The sequence below is a fragment of the Microbacterium shaanxiense genome (assembly GCF_054779995.1).
Genome location: NZ_BAAGXE010000004.1, coordinates 196946 through 217742, shown reverse-complemented (window position 1 = coordinate 217742; position 20797 = coordinate 196946). Strand labels below are relative to the sequence as shown.

Below are 20797 nucleotides of genomic sequence, written 5' to 3'. Positions count from 1 at the left end.
CGCACTCACCTCCCGACCGACCCGACACCCGCAGACGTGCGGCGCGGTGTGTCGTGCGACAGCGTGGCGTCCTCGAGCCCGGTATCCAGCGAGTCGGGTTCCTGGGCTCTTCTGGGTCGGTCGACGGCGTAGCGAGTCCGGGCGAGGTCGTGGCCGATCTTCTTCGCGACGAACTCCTCGGCCTTGATCGTCTGGCCGTTGTCGTCGGTGTGGTCGTAAGTGTGGGTGTAGCCCTCGGCAACGAACTTGTCGCCTTTCGCGAATCGCTGGTGGATGCCTTCGGCGGTTTTGCGGAACGCGACGAGGTCGTGGAAGGTCGTCTCGGTCTGGGTGAACGATCCGTCGTCTGCGCGGCGGTAGTGTTCCTGCCCGATCTTCACGAACAGGCGCGCGTCGCCTTTCTCGGTGAACGACAGATGGGGTTCGGAGGCGATGAACCCGGACAGGGACTCTTGGGTGTGGATGGCCATGGGACACTCCTCGTGATGACGGCACCCCGCCGTTCGGGGTGCTCTGTCACTCAGGTGCGCCAGCCGACCCCTGCCCACCCGGAGATACCGGGGTGCCGGTTTGCAGCAGTTCCTCCACGCCGCGGCGTTGCGCCTGCAGCTCGCTCGCGTCTTTGCGGCGGGTCCAGGGTCGGAGTCTCGCGACGATCGGGGGTGCGGCGCGGAGGAGGATGAGGCCGGTGCCGAAGGGGAGGGTGCGGATCACGTCGGGCGGCATGATCGACACCCGACGGATGGACCGTTGTGCGGTGCGGGAGCCGTGGTCGCCGATCGTGGTGGAGTCGGTGATCTCGTCGCGTTCTCCGATGAGGGTGGTGAGGTCTTGAAGGTCGCGACTGTTGGATGCGCCGCCGAGGATGATCTTCACGATGCTGGCGTCCCAGATCGCGCCGGCCGCGTTGTCCGACCACTTCTCCCGTGCTTGTGCGAGAGACTGCAGCACCGGCATCGTCGTGATCCCGGTGCCGCCGCCCTCGGCCATCAGCGTGGGGAGGGATGGGAGCGGGGCGAGGTTTCCGATCTCATCGAGTGCGAGGAGCAGGGGTGGGTCGAGGCGTGCGGCGGGGGATCGGGCGGCGAGGCGTCGGGCGGCTTCGACGAGGTCTTCAACGAACGCCGACACCAGTGCGGCGCTGTTGTTCGCCCCCGCACCCGTGGCGAGTAGGTACACGGTGCCGCGTTTGCGCAGAAACTCCTCCGGGTCGAACCGCTCCTCCGGGCCGGGGCTCACCGCGTCGAGCACGCGGGGGTCGGCGAGTGCGGCGAGTGAGAGGGACACGCCTTGCCAGATCGAATCTCTTGTGCGGGGGTCGGCGTCGATCATCGCTTGCAAGGAGTCCGCCCACCCGGTTGCCGCGTTGGGGTTGGCGGTGAGGATAGCGACGGCATCGGAGGCGGCGGCAGGGTCGAGGGTCCACCGGAACAGCTCGGCTGGGGTGCGCTGGTCGAGGGCGGCGGCGTGGAGGAGGGCTTGGAGCGCCGTGCTGGTTTTCCCTTCCCAGAAATCCCCGCCCTCGACACCACCGGCGGACAGGCCGGTGCCGGCGGCGAGTCCGGTGGCGCGGATCATCGCCGTCAACGGGTCCTCGCATCCCCGGATCGGCGACCACCTGAGCCCCGCCGGCACCCCTTCGGCCAGGTGCTGAGGGTCGAACACGGCGACCGGCCGTCCCTCGGCGCTGCGCGCTTTCAGGGTGGCGGTGAGGTTGTCGGGTCGGGTGGAGGTGGTGACGACGGCGCCGGGGGCGTCGAGGATCGCGTTGATGACGACATGCAGGCCTTTGCCGGAGCGGGGCGGTCCGAGCAGCAGGATCGAGTCCTCCACACTCGCCCACACGCTCATGCCGCGTGATGCGCCCAGGAGGTAGCCGACATCCGCTGACGTCGGCTTCGCCAGCGATGGACGGAGCTGCCCCGCCCGCCGCAGCAGCGCCCTCTCGGACGCGGCGGTGGTGACGTCGGTGCGAGTGGCGATTCCGACGATCCGGTACGGGTCGATCTTCGTTCGCCGCGAGTGTTCCCGGAAAGCCCGCCACACCCACCACCCCGCACCCCCGACCGTGAGGGTCAGCAGGCCGGCGACGACCCAGTACACGACAGGGTTCAGCCCGTCGGCATCGAGCGCGCTCCCCGGGTCCGTGGGGTGCAGAAGCACGCGAAGACCGGCCTCGATCCCGCCGGTCGGTTGCGTGGTCCCGGTGGCCCAGGCGGCGATCGTGCCGGCGGCGCGGAGGATGACGGCGAGGACGGCGGCGGCGATGAGGGCGATGACGCCGAGGTTCGCCAGCTCATCCCCGAGCGCCCCGCCCTGCCTGGGGGTGCTCACGGGACCCTGCTGACGGTGAGGGTGCCGGAGACGCGGCCGAGGAGGATCACTTCACCCGTCACCGCAGCCGCGGCCTGTTCGGCGGTGAGGAGGGTGCGGGCTGTGCCATCACCGGTGGCGTCGGTGTGGGCGTGGATGATCGCGACCGCGACATCCTCACCCGGCACGAACCCTGCCCCTGCCACCTGATGCAGCACCGCCGGTGCTGCGCGCACTGGCGCCGGCACGGCGTCGTCCGGGGCGGGCATCTCCCATGGCTTCGGTGTGGGACGTTCGCGGGGCGGGGTGATGATGTCGGTGAACGTCGACCCGTCCGCCTCCTGCACCTGCACTCGCAGCGGCGACCGGTACTGGGCGGTGAGGGCGTCGAGGATCGCGGGGAACGATTCGCGTCGCCAGCCCGGCGCGAACGGCTCCGGCATGTACAGCACCCCGTCCACGGTGACCGTCATCGCACCATCGCCGTCGATGCTGAACTCGACCGCCGGTACCGTGATCGGCCCGCCGGGGTCGGGCTTCGGCGATGGCGGGGTGTCGGGGTTGGTGCGGCGGTAGCGGGGCTTCGGCGTCACAGGGGCGGGTCCTCTCCAGGTCGTGCAGGGGGTCGCCTTGCAGGTGCACCCGCACGGCCCTGGGGACGCAAAGGTGGGAGGGCACGAACCAGGGGTGTGGTTCGTGCCCTCCCGTGCTGAGCCGCCATGTATGGGGGTGCCGACCGGTCAGCAGCTTCCGGTTAGTCCTCCTTTGCTTCCTCGAACTGGGCCTTGAACTCCTCGAACGCCTCGTCTTCCTCTCGGACGTACCCTGCGCGTTAGCGGGCGATCGCGAGGCGGCGACCGAACAGCAGCGCCCCGCCGGTCGCCGCGGCCATCAGCCCACCGGCGACACCGAGCGGCCACCAGTCGCCGCCGCCCGTGTGAGCGAGCTCACCCGGCCCACCCGGCTTGCCAGGTGTCCCGGGTTCGTCCGGGGTGTCGGTGTCGGTGACGGTGGTGGTCTCGTCCGGTGCGCCGCAGACACCACGGTGAAGGACCGTGCCGCCCTGATCGGTGACGGTCTCCACCCAGTAGTAGGTGCCCGCCTTCTCGAAGATCACCTCGTCAGAGGCATACTCGCCCGGACCATCCAGCTCGATCACCGTCGAGGTGAACACCAGCTCCTCCGGCGTGCACGTCGCGGTGTCGCCGTCCTGCCGGTACGCCTCGAACATCAGCCGCGCCCCGTCCGGGACAATGCCGGTGACGGTCGCGACATCATGCGCCGGATCCCCGAGCGTGACAGTCGGGACCGCGTTCGTCTTCACGATCAGCTCCTCCGGCTGCTCCCGGATCACGGTCGTCTCACCCGGTGCCCCGCAGGTGCCCTCCGCCATCACCACACCGTCAGCGTCGTAGAGCGTTTCGATCCAGTACACATTCCCCGCAGTGTCCGCGGTGGTGGTACCGGAGCGGTAGATCCCCGCGTGGGTGACGGGGATCTCGGCGCTCACGTAGAACGGCGTCTCACACACCGGGTCGGCGTCTGCCGGGTGCGGCCCGTACGCACGGAACACCAGGAAGGCGCCGTCCGGAATCGTCGTGCCCTGCACGAGCGCCGTATCCTCGAACGGTTCACCGACGAACGCTTCCGGCGTCGCCTGCGTGATCACGGTCACGGGCACCTCGGTGCCGGTGGGCGGGACGTAGAACCGTTCCAGCACATCCGCCGGGGAGGAGGTGTAGGGCTGGACGCGGTCGTCGCCTTCGAAAGTCGTGACGAGGACGTAGAAGCCGGGCTCGGTCGGCACGATCTTGTCCTCATCCGTGTACCCGAGCTTGTACACCCCATTCCTCGCCGGCGTCGTAAGCTCCGTCAGCACCGGAGCACCGTTCAGGTCGAGATCATCGGTGAGTTCCGCATCCGACGCGAACGGGCCGTAGACGGTGTGGTGCAGTTCATCGACGTCGGCGCCCCAGTAGCCGTCGCCGGTGAAATCCCCATGGTTCGCAGGGAACCCGGTGACCGTGATCACGTCGAAGGCACGTCCGCCGGGGTGCACGTTGTACTCCCGCATCAGCGAGGTCACCGTGACCGGCCACCGCACCGACGTCGTCTCCACCGTGATCCCGTACTCGTCCAGCCAGTCGGAGGCGAGGTAGTCCCGCACCCACTCCGGCTGCGAGACCTTCTTCACCTCCCACACCCAGGTGACGAACCCGCCCGTCGGCGCGATCACCGACGGGGAGGTGTAGACGCCGGGGCCGTCTGCGGTGATCGTCACGGTGCCGAGCGGCACCGCGTTCGGGTCGATCGCGGCGCTCTCCGCCGGGGGCAGGGTGCCGGGGACTTGATAGGCGGTGCCCTCGAACACCACTGGAATGTGCGCGCCGTCCTTCTTCAACCACGCACCATTGCTGCTCGACACCGTGATCGTGTCCGTCAGCGCGTCACCGGGAACCGCGAGCCGCTGATCCGCTTCCGAAACGGCCTCGGGCTGGAACGGCACCACCGAGCTCTCCGCCACCTGCCCGAAGCGGTCGGTGAACGAATCGGTGAGGTACTTCGCCTGCGCCCCGTGCGCGGTCTTGTCGATCGCCCATACCCACGTGTAGAACCCTGATTCCGGGGCGATGATCGTGCCCGGTGAGGTGTACGACCCGGCACCCGTGAGCGTCACGGTCTCCGTGCCCGCGACAGGTGCTCCGGCGGGTGGGGTGTCGGCCTCGGTGGGCTGCTCATCGAACGGCCCATACAAGGTGCCCGTCGCGGTGACCTCGATCGGGTTCCCGCCGAGGTGAATCCAGGTGCCCTTCGACACCGACACGCTGAGCCCATCCACGAACGCATCCCCCTCGGCGACGTAGCGGGAGGCGACCTGGGTGGTGATCTCCGGCTGGAAATCCAGCTCGATCACCGGCGACTCCACCCGCGCCGACAAGCCCGTGGATGATCCCGCGACGGCGGCGACGAGGCGCTGCGCCCCGGGCGTCGTATACAGGTCGACTGCCGCCCCGTAGCCCGCCGCAGGGACGCTCATCGACGCCCCGACCCGGTACGACGGCACGCCGTCTGCCGGGGTGCCCGTGATCGGGTGCGCACCGGCACCGATCGTGCGCGCCGAGGAACCGTCCGTGAAGACAGCGTCCGTCAGCGTCGCTGTGCCGGTAAGTCCCGCGGGGTGCGTGGACACGGTGAGGGTGCCGGCGTATTGATCCACCATGTCCAGGCTCAGGGACAGTGAGGGGTCGGTGACGGCGTTCACGGCGGCTTGCTGGCGCATCATGTCCAGGTTCGCGAGGATCGCACCCCGTACTGCGGCAGGTGCACGGCCGACGTAGTAGATGTCGCCGGACATGCCGTGCGAGTTGTAGGTGCCAGGGTCGGTGACCGACCACACGAAGAGGGCGACCGCTGCGGTCACATTCGGGTCGCCTGACTGCCCCCACTGGTCCAGCACATAGTTGAGCTCTGCGAGCTGCTGTCGCGACAGCGAATCCAGTGACGTGACCGTTTCCGGGCCGGAGGTCTGTCCGAACGGTGAATCCGCTCCCAGGTCCGCGCAGTACGCCTGCCGGCCATCGACATCGGTGTTGTACGCGCCGAGGAAGCCGTTCCCGATGTCGTACCCGACCCCGAGACTGCCCGCATGAGCAGCCGGCGCATTCAGCGCGAGCGACCCTGCCAGCAGGAACAGGGCCAGCAGCACCGACAACCAGCGCCGCACCCCCGTTCTGGGTGGCGCAGCCTCCGGCTGCGTGATGTGGGCGAGTGATCCTGACACGAGATACCTCCTGGTGTTGTCCATCAGCGACGCGAGCCGGCCGCCTTCACACCAGGTGCACCACCCGCCTCACCGGTCCAGGCCCGGCCCCTCACGCTGAGCAGAGGGAGTCGGGGTGTCGAGGGGGTCGACCTCAAGCCCCGCGGTGCGGCGTACGGCCCGATGAGCTCCATCCCGCACCCCGTCGAGGAGGCCGCGCACATCGTCGTAGCCGGTGATGACCGTGGCGAGGCCATCCCGCAAGAGTCGGTGACAGCCTGAGGACGCTGCGCTGGTGATCGGGCCAGGTATCGCCCCGACGGGGCGGCCGAGCTCTGCGGTGCGGGCGGCGGTGTGGAGGGTCCCGGAACGGTAGCCGGCCTCCGCAATGAGGACGGTGCCGGAGAGCGCGGCGAGGAGCCTGCCTCGTTGCAGGAACCTCCACTTCGTCGGCGCCGCGCCCGGCGGCAACTCCGACAGCAACAGGCCGTCTTTGCCGACATGGGTCAGCAGATCAGTGTGCCCTGCCGGATACAGCCGGTCCAGGCCGCCTGCAAGCACGGCGAACGTCGCACCGCCCGATGCGAGCGCGGAACGGTGCGCGGCACCATCGATCCCATACGCGCCGCCGGAGAGCACCAGCCGGAAGTCGGCGACCGCCGACTGCACCAGCTCCGTGGTGACGTGCTCCCCATACCCGGTGGACGCCCGAGCGCCGGTGATGGTGAGGCGATCCCACAGCGGGCCGGTCAGCAGCCCCGCGTTGCCTTTCGTCCACAGCGCCACCGGTGCACGGTCTCCGAGCGCATCGATCGAGGCCGGCCATTCGGTATCGCCGGGGATCAGCACCCGCATCCCGTGACGCTCGGTCTCCGCGAGCACCCTCCGGGTCTCCTCAGCATTGATGCGGGGTGCGAGGCGCCGCTGCCAGGTGTCACCATCCGGTCCCGCCGGAACTTCATTCGAGACGGCGCGGGCGACCGTCTCGGATGCGCCGATGGTGCGGATCATCCGTCCTGTCACCGCGTCTCCTGGTTCGGAGGCGATGGCGAGGATGATCCTCGCGGTGCGCTCATCTGCTGCCAGCTCGTTGATCGTGTCCATTGGTGCTGCTCCCTCTGTCGTGGCGTATCAATCGAGGGATAGGTGCGAACCGGCCCGCCCAGACAGTCACCGTGAGTGAGCAAATGGCCGCGGGAACCTGCACCCTCACAACGCCCCACAAATCGGCTGAAACTGGCGGAATGACGCGGAATCAGGGTTCAGAAATCCTGAACGTGAGCGTTTAGCCCTTCATTCGTGCTGTGGTGTCGAACGCGGCGAGCTCGGCGGGGTGGAGCTGGTGCTGGACGACGAAGGAGCGTTCCTTGATGCGCCAGAGCCCCTGTCCGGTGCCGAGGCCGGGGAGGAGTTTCTGTTCGGTGCCGGTGAGTCCGAGGGCTGCGGCGGTGGCTCCGAGCTGGTCGGGTTCTTGTCGGTAGATGATCCTCGTCTCCGCATTCGCCAACAGCGAGTTCGCGAGGGCACGCATCGCGGAACCCTGGTCGCCGACGTTGTCGAGGTCGGTGAGTTTGTGGAAGATCAGCATGTTCGCGATCCCGTAGTGCCGTGCGAGTCGCCATTGCGCGTCCATCCGGCGCAGGAGCGCTGGGTAGGCCATGAGTCGCCAGGCTTCGTCGTAGATCACCCACCGGTGCCCGCCGTTCGGGTCCATCAGCGCCGACTCCATCCACGCACTGGAGCAGGTCATCAGCACGGAGATCAGTGTCGAGTTCTCCGCGACGCGGGACAGGTCCAGGCTGACCATCGGCAGCGATGGATCGAACCGCACGGTCGATGGCCCGTCGAACAGCCCTGCGAGGTCGCCGGCGACGAGGCGACGGAGGGCGTGGCCGACGAGCCGGCCGTCTTCCGCGAGCCGCCGGTCGGTATTCGTCGCTGGTTCAGGGCTCAGGATGCGGTCGACGACCATCGGCAGGATCGGCACCTGAGCGGAGCGGACGCTGTCTCTCAGTGCGAGGTCGATCGCCGTGTGCTCCAACGGGGACAGCACCCGATCCAGCACCGTCTCCGCAAGAGCACCGATCAACTCCCGGCGGCGGGACGCGACCTGCGCGGCCCATTCCGCGTCGCTGACTCCCGAGGTGCGGTGGCCTTCATCGAGCGGGTTGAGCCGGTTCCGGAGCCCGTGCCCGAGGACGATCGCCCGCCCACCGACCGCCTCCGCGACCGCGGTGTGTTCGCCTTTCGGGTCACCGGGCACATACACTCGGCGCCCGAACGGGATTGACCGCGTGTAGAGGGACTTGGCGAGTGAGGATTTGCCGGAGCCGACGATGCCGGCGAGGACGAGGTTGGGTGCAGTGATGACGCCGCGTGCGTAGAGGGTCCACGGGTCGTAGACGAACGAACCGCCGGAGTAGAGGTCCTGCCCGACGAACACCCCATCAGCGCCGAGTCCGCCTTCCGCGAGGAACGGGTACGCCCCCGCGAGGGTCGCGGAGGTGTCCTGATGTCGCGGCAACCGGAACCGCCCCGGCGTCCGCAATGCCGCCGCCCCTGGTTCGCCGGCGGCGGGCAGATAGGTGGTGTTGCGGCGCTCCGCACGCTCTGCCGCCAGCCGTTCACGCTCCGCCGTCTGCTCGGCGCGACGGGCGGTGGTCTCGATCTTCGCGGCGGCGTGCTTGCGTGCCTTTCGCTGCTTGCGGCGTTCCCCGGCCGGTTCGACCAGCGCCGCGGTATGGAGCTTCTGGCGATCACTCACAGCGCCCGCCCCCGTAGCGCCGGCGAGGACTGCGAAGGTGCGAACCAGTCGTCTTCCTCTTCGACCACCGGTGCGTGCCTGCGCGACGGTGGACGGCTCGGCGTTGTCCGCGCCGACGGAGCCTGAGCATCCGGCTCTCGTGTTTCTGGGTGTGCGCGGAGCAAGGAGACGTGCCCGTGGTCTTGGTTGTAGGTCAGCGCGTAGGTGTCTGTGGTGGTGGTGCGGTCGAGGGGGCCGGTGGGGATGGTGTTGTAGACGTATCCGTTGACGAGCGCGGCCTGCGTGGTCTCCTCGCCCATGTCGAACACGGCCAGGTGCTCGATCGCCGCGTCAGTGCCGTCGCGGTCGATGATCGTCAGCACTTCGTCGGCGTCCTGCCCTTGCAGGAACACCACGCTCACCCACCGCGACACCGGGCCTGGTTCTCGAGCCGCGGGGTACCAGGCGATCCGTCCTGAATCAGCCATCGCCGCATCCACTCGCTGATGCACGCCATCCAGCAACGCCGCCGCCTGCTGCAGATCGGCGGCCGCGGCGAGCGCGTAGGTTGCGCCGGCGGTCTGATCCCCGACGTCGTCGTGCGCGCGCACCCGGTTCGTCACGTGGGTGGTGGCGAGCTGGTCGAGCACTTGCCGGAGGGATCGCACCCCGGCGAGGAGGTCACCGAGCACCGTGTAGGTGTCAGCGGGGTCCTCGAACACGCGGGAGGCGTGCGCGAGCCCACGGAGCGCTTCGGACGCTTCCGCGGCGTCCGTGGTCGGGTTCTGGAAGGTCGGCATGACGGGCTCCTGTCGTTCAGACGGTGCGGCACAGCGGCAACGCTGCGACAGTGAAGGCTTGTGCCTGCTGCCCGACCAGGCGCCGGGTCTCGCAGGATGCTTGGATCGCGGCCTGTTCGATCGCCGCGACCGCGGTATCGAGTTCTTCCGAAGTGGGCGCGCTGACGCTGATGAGGCCGGTATAGCGGAGGACGCCGTGGCCGGCGGTGAGGTCGGCTTCCTGTTGGAGCACGTCGCCGTATTCGGCGGTCTGGGAGGCGTCTTCGATCTGCCCCATCTTCTGCCGCTGCGCAGCATCCGAGATCAGCTCGGTCTTCTTCTTCCTGATGTCCCGTGCCGCCTGATCCGACCGGATCGGCGTGCACACCAGCGAGAACGAACGTTGAATCCCCGACGACAACAACACCGGGGCGAGGAACCCCGGATACACCTGCGACCTCGGCCATTCCGACACCCACAGCACCGCATGGAACGCGGAATCCGACCTGAGCCGATCCCAGGACTCGGTGACCGCGACCGGCCCCGCGGTCGCAAGCGTGCGTCCGATGTCGGTGTTCCGTTCGAGGATCGCGGCCGTGGCGGGGTCATAAGCGGATCGGAGGATCACTGCGACCTGTGCGGGGGTGAGCCACCCGGTGATCGTGAGCTCCGCCGCCCGCAGCGCCGTCACGAGGGTGGTCATCTCCTGTCGTAGGACGGCAGCGGCTCCCTTGATGCCGCCGCCGTTGGTGCGGACCTGGCGGGCGGCAGCTTTGAGGTCGAGGGCGAGACTGATGGTGGTGGCGTGGCGTTCCCCGGCGGGTCCGGCACGGTCGATGAGCTCGCGGTACACGGTGGAGGCCCAAGACCCGTCGTCAGTGCCGTGGCGTTGCCACCACTCGATCAGTCCGGAACCTCCATCGGGGAGGGTGCGTTCGCACACTTGCAGGCGGGCGATCCGCCCGGACCGGCAGGTCGTGGCGAGCACGCGCCCCCAGGTGGCGACGCGGCGTTCCTGCTCGCCGGGGTCGAGGAGCACGAACGCGGGATGTGAGATGCCGACGATCGCGGTGAGGGTCTGGGCGTGGGGGTCGTGGATCATCGCCGCCCCCGTCTCCGGGTCCTCCCACTCCCGCAGCGACGCCGCATCACCAGGAAGAGCGAGCGTGCCCGCAGGACGGGGCTTCACGACCCGCCGCTGGAACACCGTCTGCCGTGCCTGCGTGCGGGCCACCCACTGGAAGGTGACGGGCACCCACTCGATGAGCTTCCTGCCGCCGATGGGTGTCCAGGCGAGGGCTGCACAGAGCAGCCAGATAGGTGCGGTCCAGGCCAGCAGCATCCCACCTCCCGCGTAGAGGGCACCGACGATGGAGAGCACGCCTGTGGCGAGGACGATGAGTTGCGGGAGGGAGAGGCCGAGGAGGATGCCGCGTCGGGTGAGGCGGGAGAACTGCACCGCCCGCAACCCGAACTCCGCACTACTCGTGTTCTGCTGAGTCGACATCAGTCACTCCTTCCCAGCAGACGGCTTCGATGACGGCGCAGGTGCCGGGCGTGCCGGTGGCGCGGTCGGAGTGTGACTCGGTGCAGGCGGTGGTGCGGGTTGCACGGTCTCACCGGCCCCCGCCGCGTGACCTTCCGCGGCACCGTCGACCTTGCCGCCGAGCTTCGGCCCCGCGGTCGCTGCCGCACCGACCACCTGAGCTCCGACAACGACCGCTGCCGCCGGTCCCGCAGCAGCAGCCCCGCCAGCTCCGGCACCGGCTGCGCCCGCACTGCCGCCCGCGCTCCCGGCACCCGCACCGGCCGCGGCACCAGAACCACCACCTGCCGCTGCGCCCCCTCCTGCAGCGGGCGTCGCAGTCGTTCCGGGCGGGGTGCCTCCACCGGACGGTGCCGCGCCGCCGCGCTTATCGCCGGCGGCATCGAGTACCTTCTTCGCCCCGTCGGTCTTCGGTGCTGACGGCACAGGGACGGGACGGTTGAGCGCGGACTTAGCTTCTTGCTCCGCGCTCATCGAGTGGTACATATCGAAGCCGATGAACGTGACGAACTTGTACGTCATGTACGGAGCGAACGCGGCAATGAACATCAGTACGACCCCGGCGATGGGATCACTGATCGACGCGAGATCCAGCTCAATCGGAGCGGACACTTGGGTGATCGCGACGAGGAAGATCACCACCAGCACGAGCTTCGACAGGATCAGCGCGATCACGAACGTCGCCCACTTCCCGAACCAGCCCTTGGTCGCATCCCACGAGAACCCAGCGAGAGCAATCGGGGCGAACACGATCGCGACCAGCAGCAGGGCTTTGCGGATCAGGAGGGAGAACCACACGATCGCAGCCGCACTGATGGCAAGGCCGGCGAGGAAGATCGTGACGATCGCCCCGACACCGGGAGCGGCGATGTTGATCCCCGCGAACCCCGCCGCGAGCAGGGTGATCCGGTCGCCGATGGATTCCATCGTGTTCCCCGTCGCCTGCACGATCCCGACCGCGAGTTGATCAGTGATCTCCAACAACAGCCCGGTGAGTCCGATGGCGACGAACGAGCCGAGGATACTCTTCGCGGCCCCGAGGGCGGCGCGGGTCAGGGCGGTCGGGTCGCGGTGGATAAGGCCGGTGATCAGTTGCAGGCAGAAGAAGATCAGCACCACGAACACCGCCACCCCGAACAGGATGTTGTAGACCCCGACGTAGCCTTCGTCGGTGACGTCGACGAGGGTGGTGGTGTCGAACACCGCCCAGACCGCCTCGAACAGCCACGCCGCCGCCCCGCCCATCGCCTGGGCGAGCCAGTCGAACGGGGCCGCAATCAACGTCGCGGCTCCTTGGCCGACGGTGTCGCACACGGCCGAGATCACTGGCACATCACACACACTCACCGCATCCTCCTTCCCTCGTAAGCGATGGGGCTAGACGGCTTGGCCGACGCCCCAGAAGAAGTTGATGAGCGTCACCGCTGCACCGCAGATGATCGCCGCCCCACAGGACACGAGGACGCCGACCTTCCCTCGCGACGCGAGGTGCGGGTTTGAGGAGTTCGCGCCGAAACCCCACACGATCGCGGAGATGATCAGGGCGAGGACGGACAGGATCAGGCCGACGGTCATGACCGCGCCGACGATGATGCGCAACTGCTCGATACCGGGAAGCCCGGTACCGTTCGGATCGATATCAATCACAGGGTGCTCCTTCAGCTCACAAGCGCCGGGGAATGGCGGACTTGCCAGCCAGGTGCACCACGAGCCCCTTGATAGGCTCGATTGGTCATAGGCGGATTCGCGTTGCCCTGATTTCGGCAAACGAAGGAACGGGGCCAGGGGTGATTCTCACCGATGTGATTGCCGCGACTCGGGTTACGAGGAGGGGCCGGTACCTTCTGACGATGTGTGCTGTCGCCACTAGCGTGCTGCTAGCGGGATGCTCTCAGGTTTCCGACGTGAGGTTCGTGGACGGAAACGGCAACCAGTGGTCGGTCGGCGTCGCTGATCCACGTTTCTCCGGGGACGACCGATGTGACTCTGATTCCATGATTGAGAGCACGGTCATGAGCGCGGACCTGCCAAGTTCCGGCCTCGGCATCACTCTCAAGCCCGAAGCGGCCGAAGATGATGCGCAGCGCATTGCTGAGTGCCTTCGTAACGCGCTCACCAGCGGCGAGATCACCATCAGCCGGCCGACGGGCGGCTAGAACCATAACTAGAGGCGTTCGCCGACGTCCAGGAGGAAGTTGACCCAGGCGACGCCGGCACCGGCGAGGGCTGCGGTGCCGAGCGCGACCCAGGCCCCGAGTCGGGCTTTGGTGGCGGTGAGCGGGTTGCCGGTCGAGGATGAGATGGCCCAGATGATCGCGGAGACGATTAGCATGAGGACGGCGATGATGAGCACGAACATCAACAGAGCGCCGATGACGGTGCGGAGGTCGCCGGCGGCGCCGAGGCCGCCGAAGTCGGGGAACACGTCCATCAGCGTCCACCTCCGCTCAGGGTGCAGGACGCACGGGAGGCGCTGCCGCCGGTGATGCCCTCGGCCTCGTGGTCGGTGAGCCATTGATCGGAGTCGATCGCGGGCTGACCGGTCCCGCCGGGCCGGATTTCGAGGTGCAGGTGGGGGCCGGTGGATTTACCGGACGAGCCGACATCACCGATGTGCTGCCCCGCGGTGACGGTCATGCCTTCGGTGACGTGGATGCCGTACTCCCACATATGCGCGTAATACGACGCAACCCGCTCCCCGCCGACGGTGTGCTCCACAATGATGAGTCCGCCCCAGGAGCCGGTGTATCCGGCGTGGGTAACGATCCCATCGGCGACGGCGTAGATCGGGGTGCCGTCGGCGGCGGCGAAGTCGCTGCCGGAGTGGAACGCGATCTCGAACGTGATCGGGTCGGTGCGCCACCCGAACGGGCTGGTCCGCACCCAGGAGCCCTCCGGCAACGGGAACACGACCCTGGTGGTCTCCGGCACCACCACATCACCACCGTTGCCACCGCCGCCTGATGGTGCGGGGCGGGTGAGGGCGGTGAGGATCGCTTCGGCGACGGGCTGATAGTTCTGATACCGATCCGGGTACGCCGACACCTCAACGGCTTGCGCGGCTTCGCCTGGGTCGAGTTGCTGCCACCCCGGAATGTCGAGCAGCCCGCGCGGTGAGGGGTAGTTGGGTCCAGTGGGCCCGCCGTAGAACGCGCGGGCTTGATAGTTCGGGTCCATGAGCTCGGCGACGGTGCCCCACCCGGCTTGCGGACGCATCTGGAACAGGCCAAGGGAGTCGTGATCCGAGGCGTCTCCGTCGTTGGGGTAGTTCGCGGATTCGGGATAGGTGCCGGTGTTAGCGAGCATCCGCAGGTGCGACTCCGTGAGCGCTGCCATGAACGCGATCACCACACCAGGCCGCCCAACTCCATCAACTTGTCCGCCGACGGTGATGATCGTGGCGGCGTGGGTGAGCTGCTGACGATTCAGCGTCACCGTCTCACCGTTGCGCGTGGTCGCGGTCAGTGAGTCCGGGATCGGCCCGACGATCAACGACCCCGGCGCGCACGCGGCGACGGCGGGGTTGGCGACGACGGCGACGGAGAGGAGAACGGTCGCGGGACCGAAAAATACGGCAGCGACGGCGAGGGCTGCGAGGAGCTTCTTGAGCATGGCCGGTCACCGCAGCGGGTTGTCGAGCTGTGACAACCGCAACAAGAGGCAGGTGTCGGTGATCGGATCGGCAGGCGGCGGGGCGGGGTTCCGTTCGGGAGTGCAGGTGAGGAACACGGTGAACGCGACCGGGTGCGTCGTCGTTACCGGGTCGGTGCCCCAGTAGCCGGTGCGGTAGCGGGTGCCGGAGATCGTGTACGCGACCGCACCGTCAGGAATCTGCCCCGGCACAGCCTGCGCCACCGCGTCATCCCATGCGGCAGGGATTTCGATGGTGTCGATGGTGAGCTGCTGCCGGGTCTGGTGGGTGCGGAGCTGCGCCCACACCTCTGCCGTCGGCAGGTACGCGCGGACGTCGGATGCTGCGCCGTCTGCCTCGGTGTCGGCGGTGACATCGGCGAGCATCTGCGCGTAATCGGCAGGCCCATACCCGCTGGTCGTATCCCAGGTGAACAGCGCCTCGGCCACCGCCACCGCGAACTCCTCCGGCCCGCCGAGCGCGACCACCGGCTCCGGTTCTGCCGGGACGAGTACCGGGCTCGTTGCTGTCGGGCCATCGGTAGAAGTGGGTTCGGTGGTCTGGGGTCCGCGGATGAGTCCGTAGACGCCGACGCCGATGAGGAGGAGCAGGATGAGGCCGCCGGCGATGGCGGCGATGAGCACGGTGCGGCGGCGGCGAGCGGTGGGGTCCATCCTGGTGTCCTTCCCGACGAGATGCGGATCACCAGACAGGTGCACCACAGCACTCAGGGAGACGGCGGAGGGTTCAGGCGGTTTCGCGGCGCACGTTTCGCGCGGTGCGGGCGGTATCCAGGAACGCGATGGTCGCGGTGACGGCGTTCTCGAACATCGCCCACTGCTCACCCGATAGGGCCGGGCCGATGGTTTCGGGGTCGTAGCGTTCGGTCCAGGTGGAGAGCTCGTCCCAGAGGTAGACGAACGACCGTACCGGCAGGAACGCCCGCGGCTGTTCCTCAACCGCGTGGAGCCGTGCTGATGCGAGCTGGGCGGGGCGCTTCTTCGTCGCAGACTTCGCACGTTCAACGGCAAGCACCGCCAGGCGTTCCAAGTCTGCCGGCCGTGCGGTGTTTTCAAGTTCCCGGAGACGGGCAGCTCCTGCGGCTGCGGTGTTGCGGATGCCTGCCGGTTGTGCGGGGTCGCTGGCGAGGGCGTCGAGTTCGGCGAGGGCTTGTGCGGCGCGGATGCGATGCTGCGCTCCGGTGATTGACCCGCCCGCGTCGATCTGGTCAAGTTCCTCCCGCGCCCGCCGCTGGACGTCGTTGGGTTGCGCAGGGCCAGCGGCAAGGTTCTGCAGTTCGTTGATGCGTTCTAGCGAGGTGTACGCGTTGCGGCCGGTGACCATGAGCGCGGCCTGCTGCCTGGTCTCGCCTTTCTGCGGTGCCGCCACGGTGGCGGCACCGTGTGACCTGGGGTTTTCTTGTTTCGATGTGAACCGTGATGCTTCCTGCCGACCGGTCGCATCTTCGAGCATGAGGGCTTTCAGTTCGGCGTAGAGGGTGGCTTCCTCGGTGCGGGTGAGGGGCTTGTGGAGGAGGTTTTCGTCCTGTTCGGCGAGGAGCTGTCCGAGGGTGGTGGAGATGCCGGAGCGCACCCACACGTTCACCGTCTTCCACCCGAGTCGGCGGATCGCTGCCAGACGGCGGGCGCCGCAGATCAGCATTCCGTCCGGGGTGATCGTGATCGGCTGCAACAGCCCATCCCGCGCGATCGACTCCACCAACGGATCAAGGTCGCCGTAGTCTTCGCGGTGGCGGCGGCCGGCCCAGATCGAATCGACGGCACGCTCCAGCTCGATATGCCCCGGCTCGCTCATGGCCGGCCCCGCATTACGCCGGGTGCGGCGATCGTGATCGCCGCTTTCAGGTCGGCATCGTTGAACAGGTGCCGGAGGGAGTCGCCGATCAGCAGCCGCAGCAGCACGCCACGGCCTGCGTTCGTACCGGCCAGGTGTAGGTCGGGGGTGCCGAGGATGATCCGCAGCAGCCGGTACCACGATGGTGCGGGGATATCGAGCAGGGCTCGGGCGTGCTGGTCGCGTCGTAGTGACTCGTACGCTCCTGCGCGCGAGACGGACTCTGCGAGGCGTGCGCAGATGCACTCGACCGCAGCTCGCGCGACCTCTGGCTCCCACCCGTACCAGCACAGCAACGCGATCGTGTCCTCGACCGCCGACTCCACCCCCGTCGACCCCGACACCTCCACGCGGTCGCCTTCGCCGTCGACGTCATCGTTTGCGAAGGGGTCGGCGCGGAATGCGGGGTGGTAGTCGGTGAGTGGGTTTTCGCGGTCGGAGAAACGTTCGGCGTCATGGAAACTCGAGTACCTGGGCCTGCGCGCTTGATGCACGGAACACAGCAGCCCGTTGGCGCGGTTCTCCGCGATACAGGTGATCTGCACGGCCCGGGTGATGACCGCCCACGGATCATCCGCCCGCCGCACCGAGGGCGTGCGCATCGCCTCAAACGCGGCAGCCGCCGCCTCCCACGGATCGAGGCCGTGCTTGCGGGCGAGCGCGGCGTACTTGTCGGCCGCGTGCCGCATGAGTGCTGCTGCATCGGGGTCCGTCCGCCAGGCGTCGGGGCCGGCAGTGGTGAGGCGGGTGAGGAGTTCGCGGAGTCGTTCTGAGTTCTCGAACCCACGCCCGCGACCGTCGCGGCGTGGGGTGTGGGGTTGTGGCATGGTGGCACCTCCTAACAAGCAGGTGCGCACCGGCTCCCCACCAACCACAATCCCGTCGCGCCACCGTCTTCTGCGCATGGCGGCTCACCCCAGCCCGGTTCCAGATGGCCGCACCCACGACGACGAGCGCGGCCGACCCTGCGGCTCGAACACATCGAACGACTCGAACACCGACGACCCCGCAGGTGCCGCTCGTTCCGCTCGGCGCTCCCGGAAGTCACGGGCACGGTCACGGGTCATCCGGTAGGTCTGACCTGGCGCGCGGCGGGCACGGTGCGCGAGTTCGGTCTGGAAGTTGATGCCGCGGCCCGCGATCCTGGCGGTGCTCGACGCGATCAGATCCGTCAGACGTACCCACGCGATCCCGCGCCCCACCCGCGAACCAGGATCAGCGCCGGGGGTGGTGAGTGAGGGGTCGCGGTGCACGGCGAACGCTGATCGCTCCGCCTCCCCACCCTCAACCATCTCGGGCCGCGTCTCCGGTAGTTCCGTGCGGCTCGTCTCTGCGTTCTCGTTCACGAGGTCTCCTCCTTGCTAATGGCCGGGGTGAACCAACGGCCGACGGTCGAGGGATGCACGCCCAGATGCCGGGCGATCTGCTTGTTCGACCACCCCTCCACCTCCCGCAACGTGGTCGCCTCAGCTCGCCGCTCACGCACCGACACCACCGGCAACACCACTGCCTGCGCCGGCTCAACTTCCGGCACGACGACCGGCCCCGAGGAAGTGGTGGCTTCGACCGGAGCATCCTCGATCGCGTTCGCAGCGCGCGCGGTGGTGGGGCGGGTGAGGATGACGGTGAGGTGCGTGATCGATAACAGCACCAGCGGCGGGATCGCAGCGACCGATGCTGCAAGAACCGCCGGTACGTCGGTGTCGGCGGCGATGATCGCGTGGATCGCGTTCGCCGTGACCGACACGACGGCGCCGGCGGCGAGGAGCGTCCAGGGGTACCAGGTCGGGCGGGACTGGTTGGCGAGGGCGACGACGGCGACGGTCGCGACGACGATGATGCCGTCCACGATCAACGGCCACGCCCACGCCTGCCCCGCATCAATCCCAGACCGCCGCGCAAGATCAGCAAGCGCCGTGAAGGACAGCCAGAACGCGCCGGCCGCGATGAACACCGTTCCCGTGATCGCCGTCACCACCGCCAACCGGCGACCCTGCGTCGAGACGAGTTCGACGGCGCTCATGAGATCACCCGCCCTGGCGATCCGCGCACCACACGCCGCTCATCCGCCACGGGCTCCACGGACGTGCGAGGCGCGGGGTGGGTGGTGCGGTAGGCGGAGCGAATCGTCGCGATGATCTCCCGCGGCCTGAGCCCCGCGTGCTCGGCCGCCGGGCCCAGTGCGTCGAGGGTCGCATTGGGTGGGATGCCGGCCTCGGCGAGACGGCAGGCGGCCCAGAACAGGCCCCGATTCCGCTCGCCCTCACCACGCCCGGCCACCCAGCCCGCGAGCACCTTCGCATCCGAGCCTCGCCGCTCAAACCGAGCAGCACGTGCACGGTCACGGTCGATAGGGATTGGGGTGCGGGGGTCGAGGAACTCGCGCAGTCGCGCCGCATCCACCGGTACCGTGGTATCACCTGATGCGACGATGAGCCGGTACGGTGCCCGCACTCCGCCAGAGCGCAGCACCGTCGACGGTGGGGCGATGATGTAGCCGCCGTCACCCCGAAAATCAACATGCGCCCGCGCTGCCTGCCACGACGACTGCGCACGGTCTGGGTGCGCCGGGTAGTAGGCGTGCAGCCCGCCGGAGGGGGTGCGCACGAGAGCCGCCCACCCCGCCGCATGCCCTTCGCGGTGCGCTTCGCGGAAAGAGGGGAATCCGGTGCCGGTCGCGTGCACGTCGACATCAACGACCTCGACCCCGGATGCGGCACCGGTGGGGATGCCGATGTTCGCGGACGGCCACCTCGACCACCACCCTGCAACCTGCCCCGGATCGGCAGTCGCGTCATGGAACCCGCGGGACACGAGCGGACGCTTCTCACCCGGCACGCACGGAAACACCGGCACCCCAGCCGCAGCGAACCGCGCCGCCGCCTCGGAGAGCGGCATCCCGCCGACTTCGGAGAACAGATCAACGGCACCCATCACAGGCTCCTCACCGACGACGCCACGGCGCGGCGCGGCTCCTCCGCCAAGGGATCAGCAGTCGTCTCGACCGCAGGCTCGGGGCGTTTCTTTGCTGGGGTTTCGCGGGTGAGGCCGGGAGGGTCGCCGTTGCTGATCTGCACGGTGGGGAGCTGGTCGAGAATCGCGGCGGATGTTTTGCGGACTCGTTCGCCGGTGGCTTGGACGACTTCGACCGGGGACTTCTCCGGCACCGTCACCGCCCACCCCGACACATACGGGACCGTGTAGTCGCTGGTGTCCATCCCGTGAGCGGCGGCGACCATCAACGCCACCGAATCCGCCTCCACCTCACCAATCCCGCGATGCCCCGTCGCATCCGCGTTGTCCGGGCCGTGCATGAGGACGTGGGCGAGCTCGTGCACGAGGGTCTTCACCTGCGCCGCCTCGGGCATGTTCTCCCGCACCGCCACCGTCCGCGCACCAAAATCAGTGACACCGTTCGCACCGTGGATCATGCCCTCATGCGGCACCCGCAACACCCTGAACCCCTCCGCCTCCACAAGCCGCGCGACGCCATCCCAGAGCCCATCGGGTGCTTCCCCTTCCAGCAGCCGCGGTGACGGTGGTGCGGGGATCGGGTCACCCGCGGTCTGTGAGACATCCCAGACATAGGCGGGACGGACACCGACCATCCGCGACCGCACAGCCTCACGGGGCTTCGGCTTCTCGAACCTGCCGAGCCGGCGCCACGACTCCGCCACCTTCGGCGTAAACGACGCGAAACGGCCCGTCACCGGGGCGATGATCATGTACCCCGACTGGCCCTTCTCGACTCGCCGGCCGAGCGCCTGCCACTGCTTGAACCCCGCCACATACGACGACACCGGCTCCGGCACCCGGCCCGCCTCAAACGCCGCCTGATGCTGCACGAAGATCAGCAGGGTGTTGTTGAACGAGCGGGCCCGGAACCTGGCCGCGAACTCCAACGCCCGCTTCCAGTCCTCACCCGACACCAACGACTCCACAGCACCGGCAAGCTGTTCATGCAGCGCGTCGAGCTTCGCATCCCGCGCCACCCGCGCCTCCTCGCTGGTTGCCATCGCCGTCCTCCTTCCGCGGACACCTGCACACGGCGGGTGACCTCTGCGACCAGAAGGTGCGCGAAGGGACTCAGGAGACGCAATCGAGGCGGACGACGGACAGAGTGTGAGCGACCGACAGGTGCATCACTGAACCCGACGTGGTCAGCCCACCT

The 20797-nt window shown here is 68.4% G+C and carries 20 protein-coding genes; 1 reads left to right on the top strand and 19 read right to left on the bottom strand.

The genetic code is table 11. The features are described from left to right. Positions 1 to 5: 5 nt before the first annotated feature. The 10 genes from ACYVG2_RS14495 to ACYVG2_RS14450 all read right to left on the bottom strand — a co-directional run bounded on the left by ACYVG2_RS14495 (position 6) and on the right by ACYVG2_RS14450 (position 12788). Positions 6 to 470: a single-stranded DNA-binding protein gene (locus ACYVG2_RS14495; protein ID WP_460781648.1), complete on the bottom strand. Its 465-nt coding sequence runs from the start codon at positions 468 to 470 to the stop codon at positions 6 to 8. A 46-nt stretch (positions 471 to 516) separates the two neighbouring features. Beyond that, a complete protein-coding gene (locus tag ACYVG2_RS14490) occupies positions 517 to 2334 on the bottom strand; it encodes a type IV secretory system conjugative DNA transfer family protein (protein WP_460781647.1) in 1818 nt (605 codons plus the stop codon). Beyond that, a complete protein-coding gene (locus ACYVG2_RS14485; RefSeq protein ID WP_460781646.1) occupies positions 2331 to 2906 on the bottom strand; it encodes a hypothetical protein in 576 nt (191 codons plus the stop codon). Before ACYVG2_RS14485 ends, ACYVG2_RS14490 begins: the two co-directional genes overlap by 4 nt. A 239-nt stretch (positions 2907 to 3145) precedes the next feature. After that, complete coding sequence (locus ACYVG2_RS14480) at positions 3146 to 6094, bottom strand: RHS repeat domain-containing protein (RefSeq protein WP_460781645.1); 2949 nt, start codon at positions 6092 to 6094, stop codon at positions 3146 to 3148. Between the two features lie 69 nt (positions 6095 to 6163). Beyond that, complete coding sequence (locus tag ACYVG2_RS14475) at positions 6164 to 7177, bottom strand: DNA-processing protein DprA (protein ID WP_460781643.1); 1014 nt, start codon at positions 7175 to 7177, stop codon at positions 6164 to 6166. A gap of 181 nt (positions 7178 to 7358) precedes the next feature. After that, the gene (locus ACYVG2_RS14470) at positions 7359 to 8837 is read right to left on the bottom strand and encodes an ATP-binding protein (RefSeq protein WP_460781642.1); all 1479 of its coding nucleotides are present in this window, start codon (positions 8835 to 8837) and stop codon (positions 7359 to 7361) included. Further along, positions 8834 to 9616, bottom strand: coding sequence for a hypothetical protein (locus ACYVG2_RS14465; RefSeq protein WP_460781641.1), 783 nt, complete (start codon positions 9614 to 9616; stop codon positions 8834 to 8836). The genes ACYVG2_RS14470 and ACYVG2_RS14465 overlap by 4 nt, the downstream gene beginning before the upstream one ends. A 16-nt stretch (positions 9617 to 9632) precedes the next feature. Further along, entirely contained in the window at positions 9633 to 11102 is a 1470-nt protein-coding gene (locus tag ACYVG2_RS14460) for an SCO6880 family protein (RefSeq protein ID WP_460781640.1), read from the bottom strand. Between the two features lie 3 nt (positions 11103 to 11105). Then, positions 11106 to 12488: a conjugal transfer protein TrbL gene (locus ACYVG2_RS14455; protein ID WP_460781639.1), complete on the bottom strand. Its 1383-nt coding sequence runs from the start codon at positions 12486 to 12488 to the stop codon at positions 11106 to 11108. A gap of 30 nt (positions 12489 to 12518) precedes the next feature. Beyond that, positions 12519 to 12788 (bottom strand): DUF6112 family protein, encoded by a 270-nt coding sequence (locus tag ACYVG2_RS14450; protein ID WP_036278399.1) that lies wholly within the window; start codon positions 12786 to 12788, stop codon positions 12519 to 12521. A 347-nt stretch (positions 12789 to 13135) separates the two neighbouring features. Here ACYVG2_RS14450 and ACYVG2_RS14445 point away from each other — a divergent pair, with 347 nt between their 5' ends. Further along, the gene (locus ACYVG2_RS14445) at positions 13136 to 13297 is read left to right on the top strand and encodes a hypothetical protein (RefSeq protein ID WP_185986158.1); all 162 of its coding nucleotides are present in this window, start codon (positions 13136 to 13138) and stop codon (positions 13295 to 13297) included. An 8-nt stretch (positions 13298 to 13305) separates the two neighbouring features. Here the strand turns inward: ACYVG2_RS14445 and ACYVG2_RS14440 are convergent, their stop codons facing one another. The 9 genes from ACYVG2_RS14440 to ACYVG2_RS14400 form a co-directional block, all read right to left on the bottom strand. Next, entirely contained in the window at positions 13306 to 13572 is a 267-nt protein-coding gene (locus ACYVG2_RS14440; RefSeq protein ID WP_460781638.1) for a DUF6112 family protein, read from the bottom strand. Beyond that, positions 13572 to 14753 carry a M23 family metallopeptidase gene (locus tag ACYVG2_RS14435; RefSeq protein ID WP_460781637.1) on the bottom strand — a complete coding sequence of 394 codons (1182 nt, stop codon included), beginning with the start codon at positions 14751 to 14753 and terminating at the stop codon, positions 13572 to 13574. The genes ACYVG2_RS14440 and ACYVG2_RS14435 overlap by 1 nt, the downstream gene beginning before the upstream one ends. Positions 14754 to 14759: 6 nt before the next feature. Then, positions 14760 to 15446 (bottom strand): hypothetical protein, encoded by a 687-nt coding sequence (locus ACYVG2_RS14430; RefSeq protein WP_460781636.1) that lies wholly within the window; start codon positions 15444 to 15446, stop codon positions 14760 to 14762. A 73-nt stretch (positions 15447 to 15519) separates the two neighbouring features. After that, the gene (locus ACYVG2_RS14425; RefSeq protein WP_460781635.1) at positions 15520 to 16587 is read right to left on the bottom strand and encodes a ParB N-terminal domain-containing protein; all 1068 of its coding nucleotides are present in this window, start codon (positions 16585 to 16587) and stop codon (positions 15520 to 15522) included. Next, positions 16584 to 17453, bottom strand: a complete 870-nt coding sequence (locus ACYVG2_RS14420; protein ID WP_460781634.1) for a hypothetical protein — start codon at positions 17451 to 17453, stop codon at positions 16584 to 16586. The genes ACYVG2_RS14425 and ACYVG2_RS14420 overlap by 4 nt, the downstream gene beginning before the upstream one ends. 84 nt (positions 17454 to 17537) lie before the next feature. Beyond that, positions 17538 to 17972, bottom strand: a complete 435-nt coding sequence (locus ACYVG2_RS14415) for a hypothetical protein (RefSeq protein WP_460781633.1) — start codon at positions 17970 to 17972, stop codon at positions 17538 to 17540. Next, on the bottom strand, positions 17969 to 18649 hold the full coding sequence (locus tag ACYVG2_RS14410) for a DUF2637 domain-containing protein (protein ID WP_460781632.1): 681 nt from the start codon (positions 18647 to 18649) through the stop codon (positions 17969 to 17971). The genes ACYVG2_RS14415 and ACYVG2_RS14410 overlap by 4 nt, the downstream gene beginning before the upstream one ends. Continuing rightward, on the bottom strand, positions 18646 to 19560 hold the full coding sequence (locus ACYVG2_RS14405) for a bifunctional DNA primase/polymerase (RefSeq protein WP_460781631.1): 915 nt from the start codon (positions 19558 to 19560) through the stop codon (positions 18646 to 18648). Before ACYVG2_RS14405 ends, ACYVG2_RS14410 begins: the two co-directional genes overlap by 4 nt. After that, a complete protein-coding gene (locus ACYVG2_RS14400; RefSeq protein WP_460781630.1) occupies positions 19560 to 20642 on the bottom strand; it encodes an ArdC-like ssDNA-binding domain-containing protein in 1083 nt (360 codons plus the stop codon). Before ACYVG2_RS14400 ends, ACYVG2_RS14405 begins: the two co-directional genes overlap by 1 nt. Positions 20643 to 20797: the final 155 nt, after the last annotated feature.

What these genes read in the sequence shown, in the direction of transcription:
- ACYVG2_RS14420 (WP_460781634.1), bottom strand. Translation starts at nt 17,453, where the DNA reads ATGCCACAACCCCACACCCCACGCCGCGACGGTCGCGGGCGTGGGTTC.
- ACYVG2_RS14435 (WP_460781637.1), bottom strand. Translation starts at nt 14,753, where the DNA reads ATGCTCAAGAAGCTCCTCGCAGCCCTCGCCGTCGCTGCCGTATTTTTC.
- ACYVG2_RS14430 (WP_460781636.1), bottom strand. Translation starts at nt 15,446, where the DNA reads ATGGACCCCACCGCTCGCCGCCGCCGCACCGTGCTCATCGCCGCCATC.
- ACYVG2_RS14475 (WP_460781643.1), bottom strand. Translation starts at nt 7,177, where the DNA reads ATGGACACGATCAACGAGCTGGCAGCAGATGAGCGCACCGCGAGGATC.
- ACYVG2_RS14425 (WP_460781635.1), bottom strand. Translation starts at nt 16,587, where the DNA reads ATGAGCGAGCCGGGGCATATCGAGCTGGAGCGTGCCGTCGATTCGATC.
- ACYVG2_RS14445 (WP_185986158.1), top strand. Translation starts at nt 13,136, where the DNA reads ATGATTGAGAGCACGGTCATGAGCGCGGACCTGCCAAGTTCCGGCCTC.
- ACYVG2_RS14460 (WP_460781640.1), bottom strand. Translation starts at nt 11,102, where the DNA reads ATGTCGACTCAGCAGAACACGAGTAGTGCGGAGTTCGGGTTGCGGGCG.
- ACYVG2_RS14440 (WP_460781638.1), bottom strand. Translation starts at nt 13,572, where the DNA reads ATGGACGTGTTCCCCGACTTCGGCGGCCTCGGCGCCGCCGGCGACCTC.
- ACYVG2_RS14405 (WP_460781631.1), bottom strand. Translation starts at nt 19,560, where the DNA reads ATGGGTGCCGTTGATCTGTTCTCCGAAGTCGGCGGGATGCCGCTCTCC.
- ACYVG2_RS14400 (WP_460781630.1), bottom strand. Translation starts at nt 20,642, where the DNA reads ATGGCAACCAGCGAGGAGGCGCGGGTGGCGCGGGATGCGAAGCTCGAC.
- ACYVG2_RS14465 (WP_460781641.1), bottom strand. Translation starts at nt 9,616, where the DNA reads ATGCCGACCTTCCAGAACCCGACCACGGACGCCGCGGAAGCGTCCGAA.
- ACYVG2_RS14495 (WP_460781648.1), bottom strand. Translation starts at nt 470, where the DNA reads ATGGCCATCCACACCCAAGAGTCCCTGTCCGGGTTCATCGCCTCCGAA.
- ACYVG2_RS14410 (WP_460781632.1), bottom strand. Translation starts at nt 18,649, where the DNA reads ATGAGCGCCGTCGAACTCGTCTCGACGCAGGGTCGCCGGTTGGCGGTG.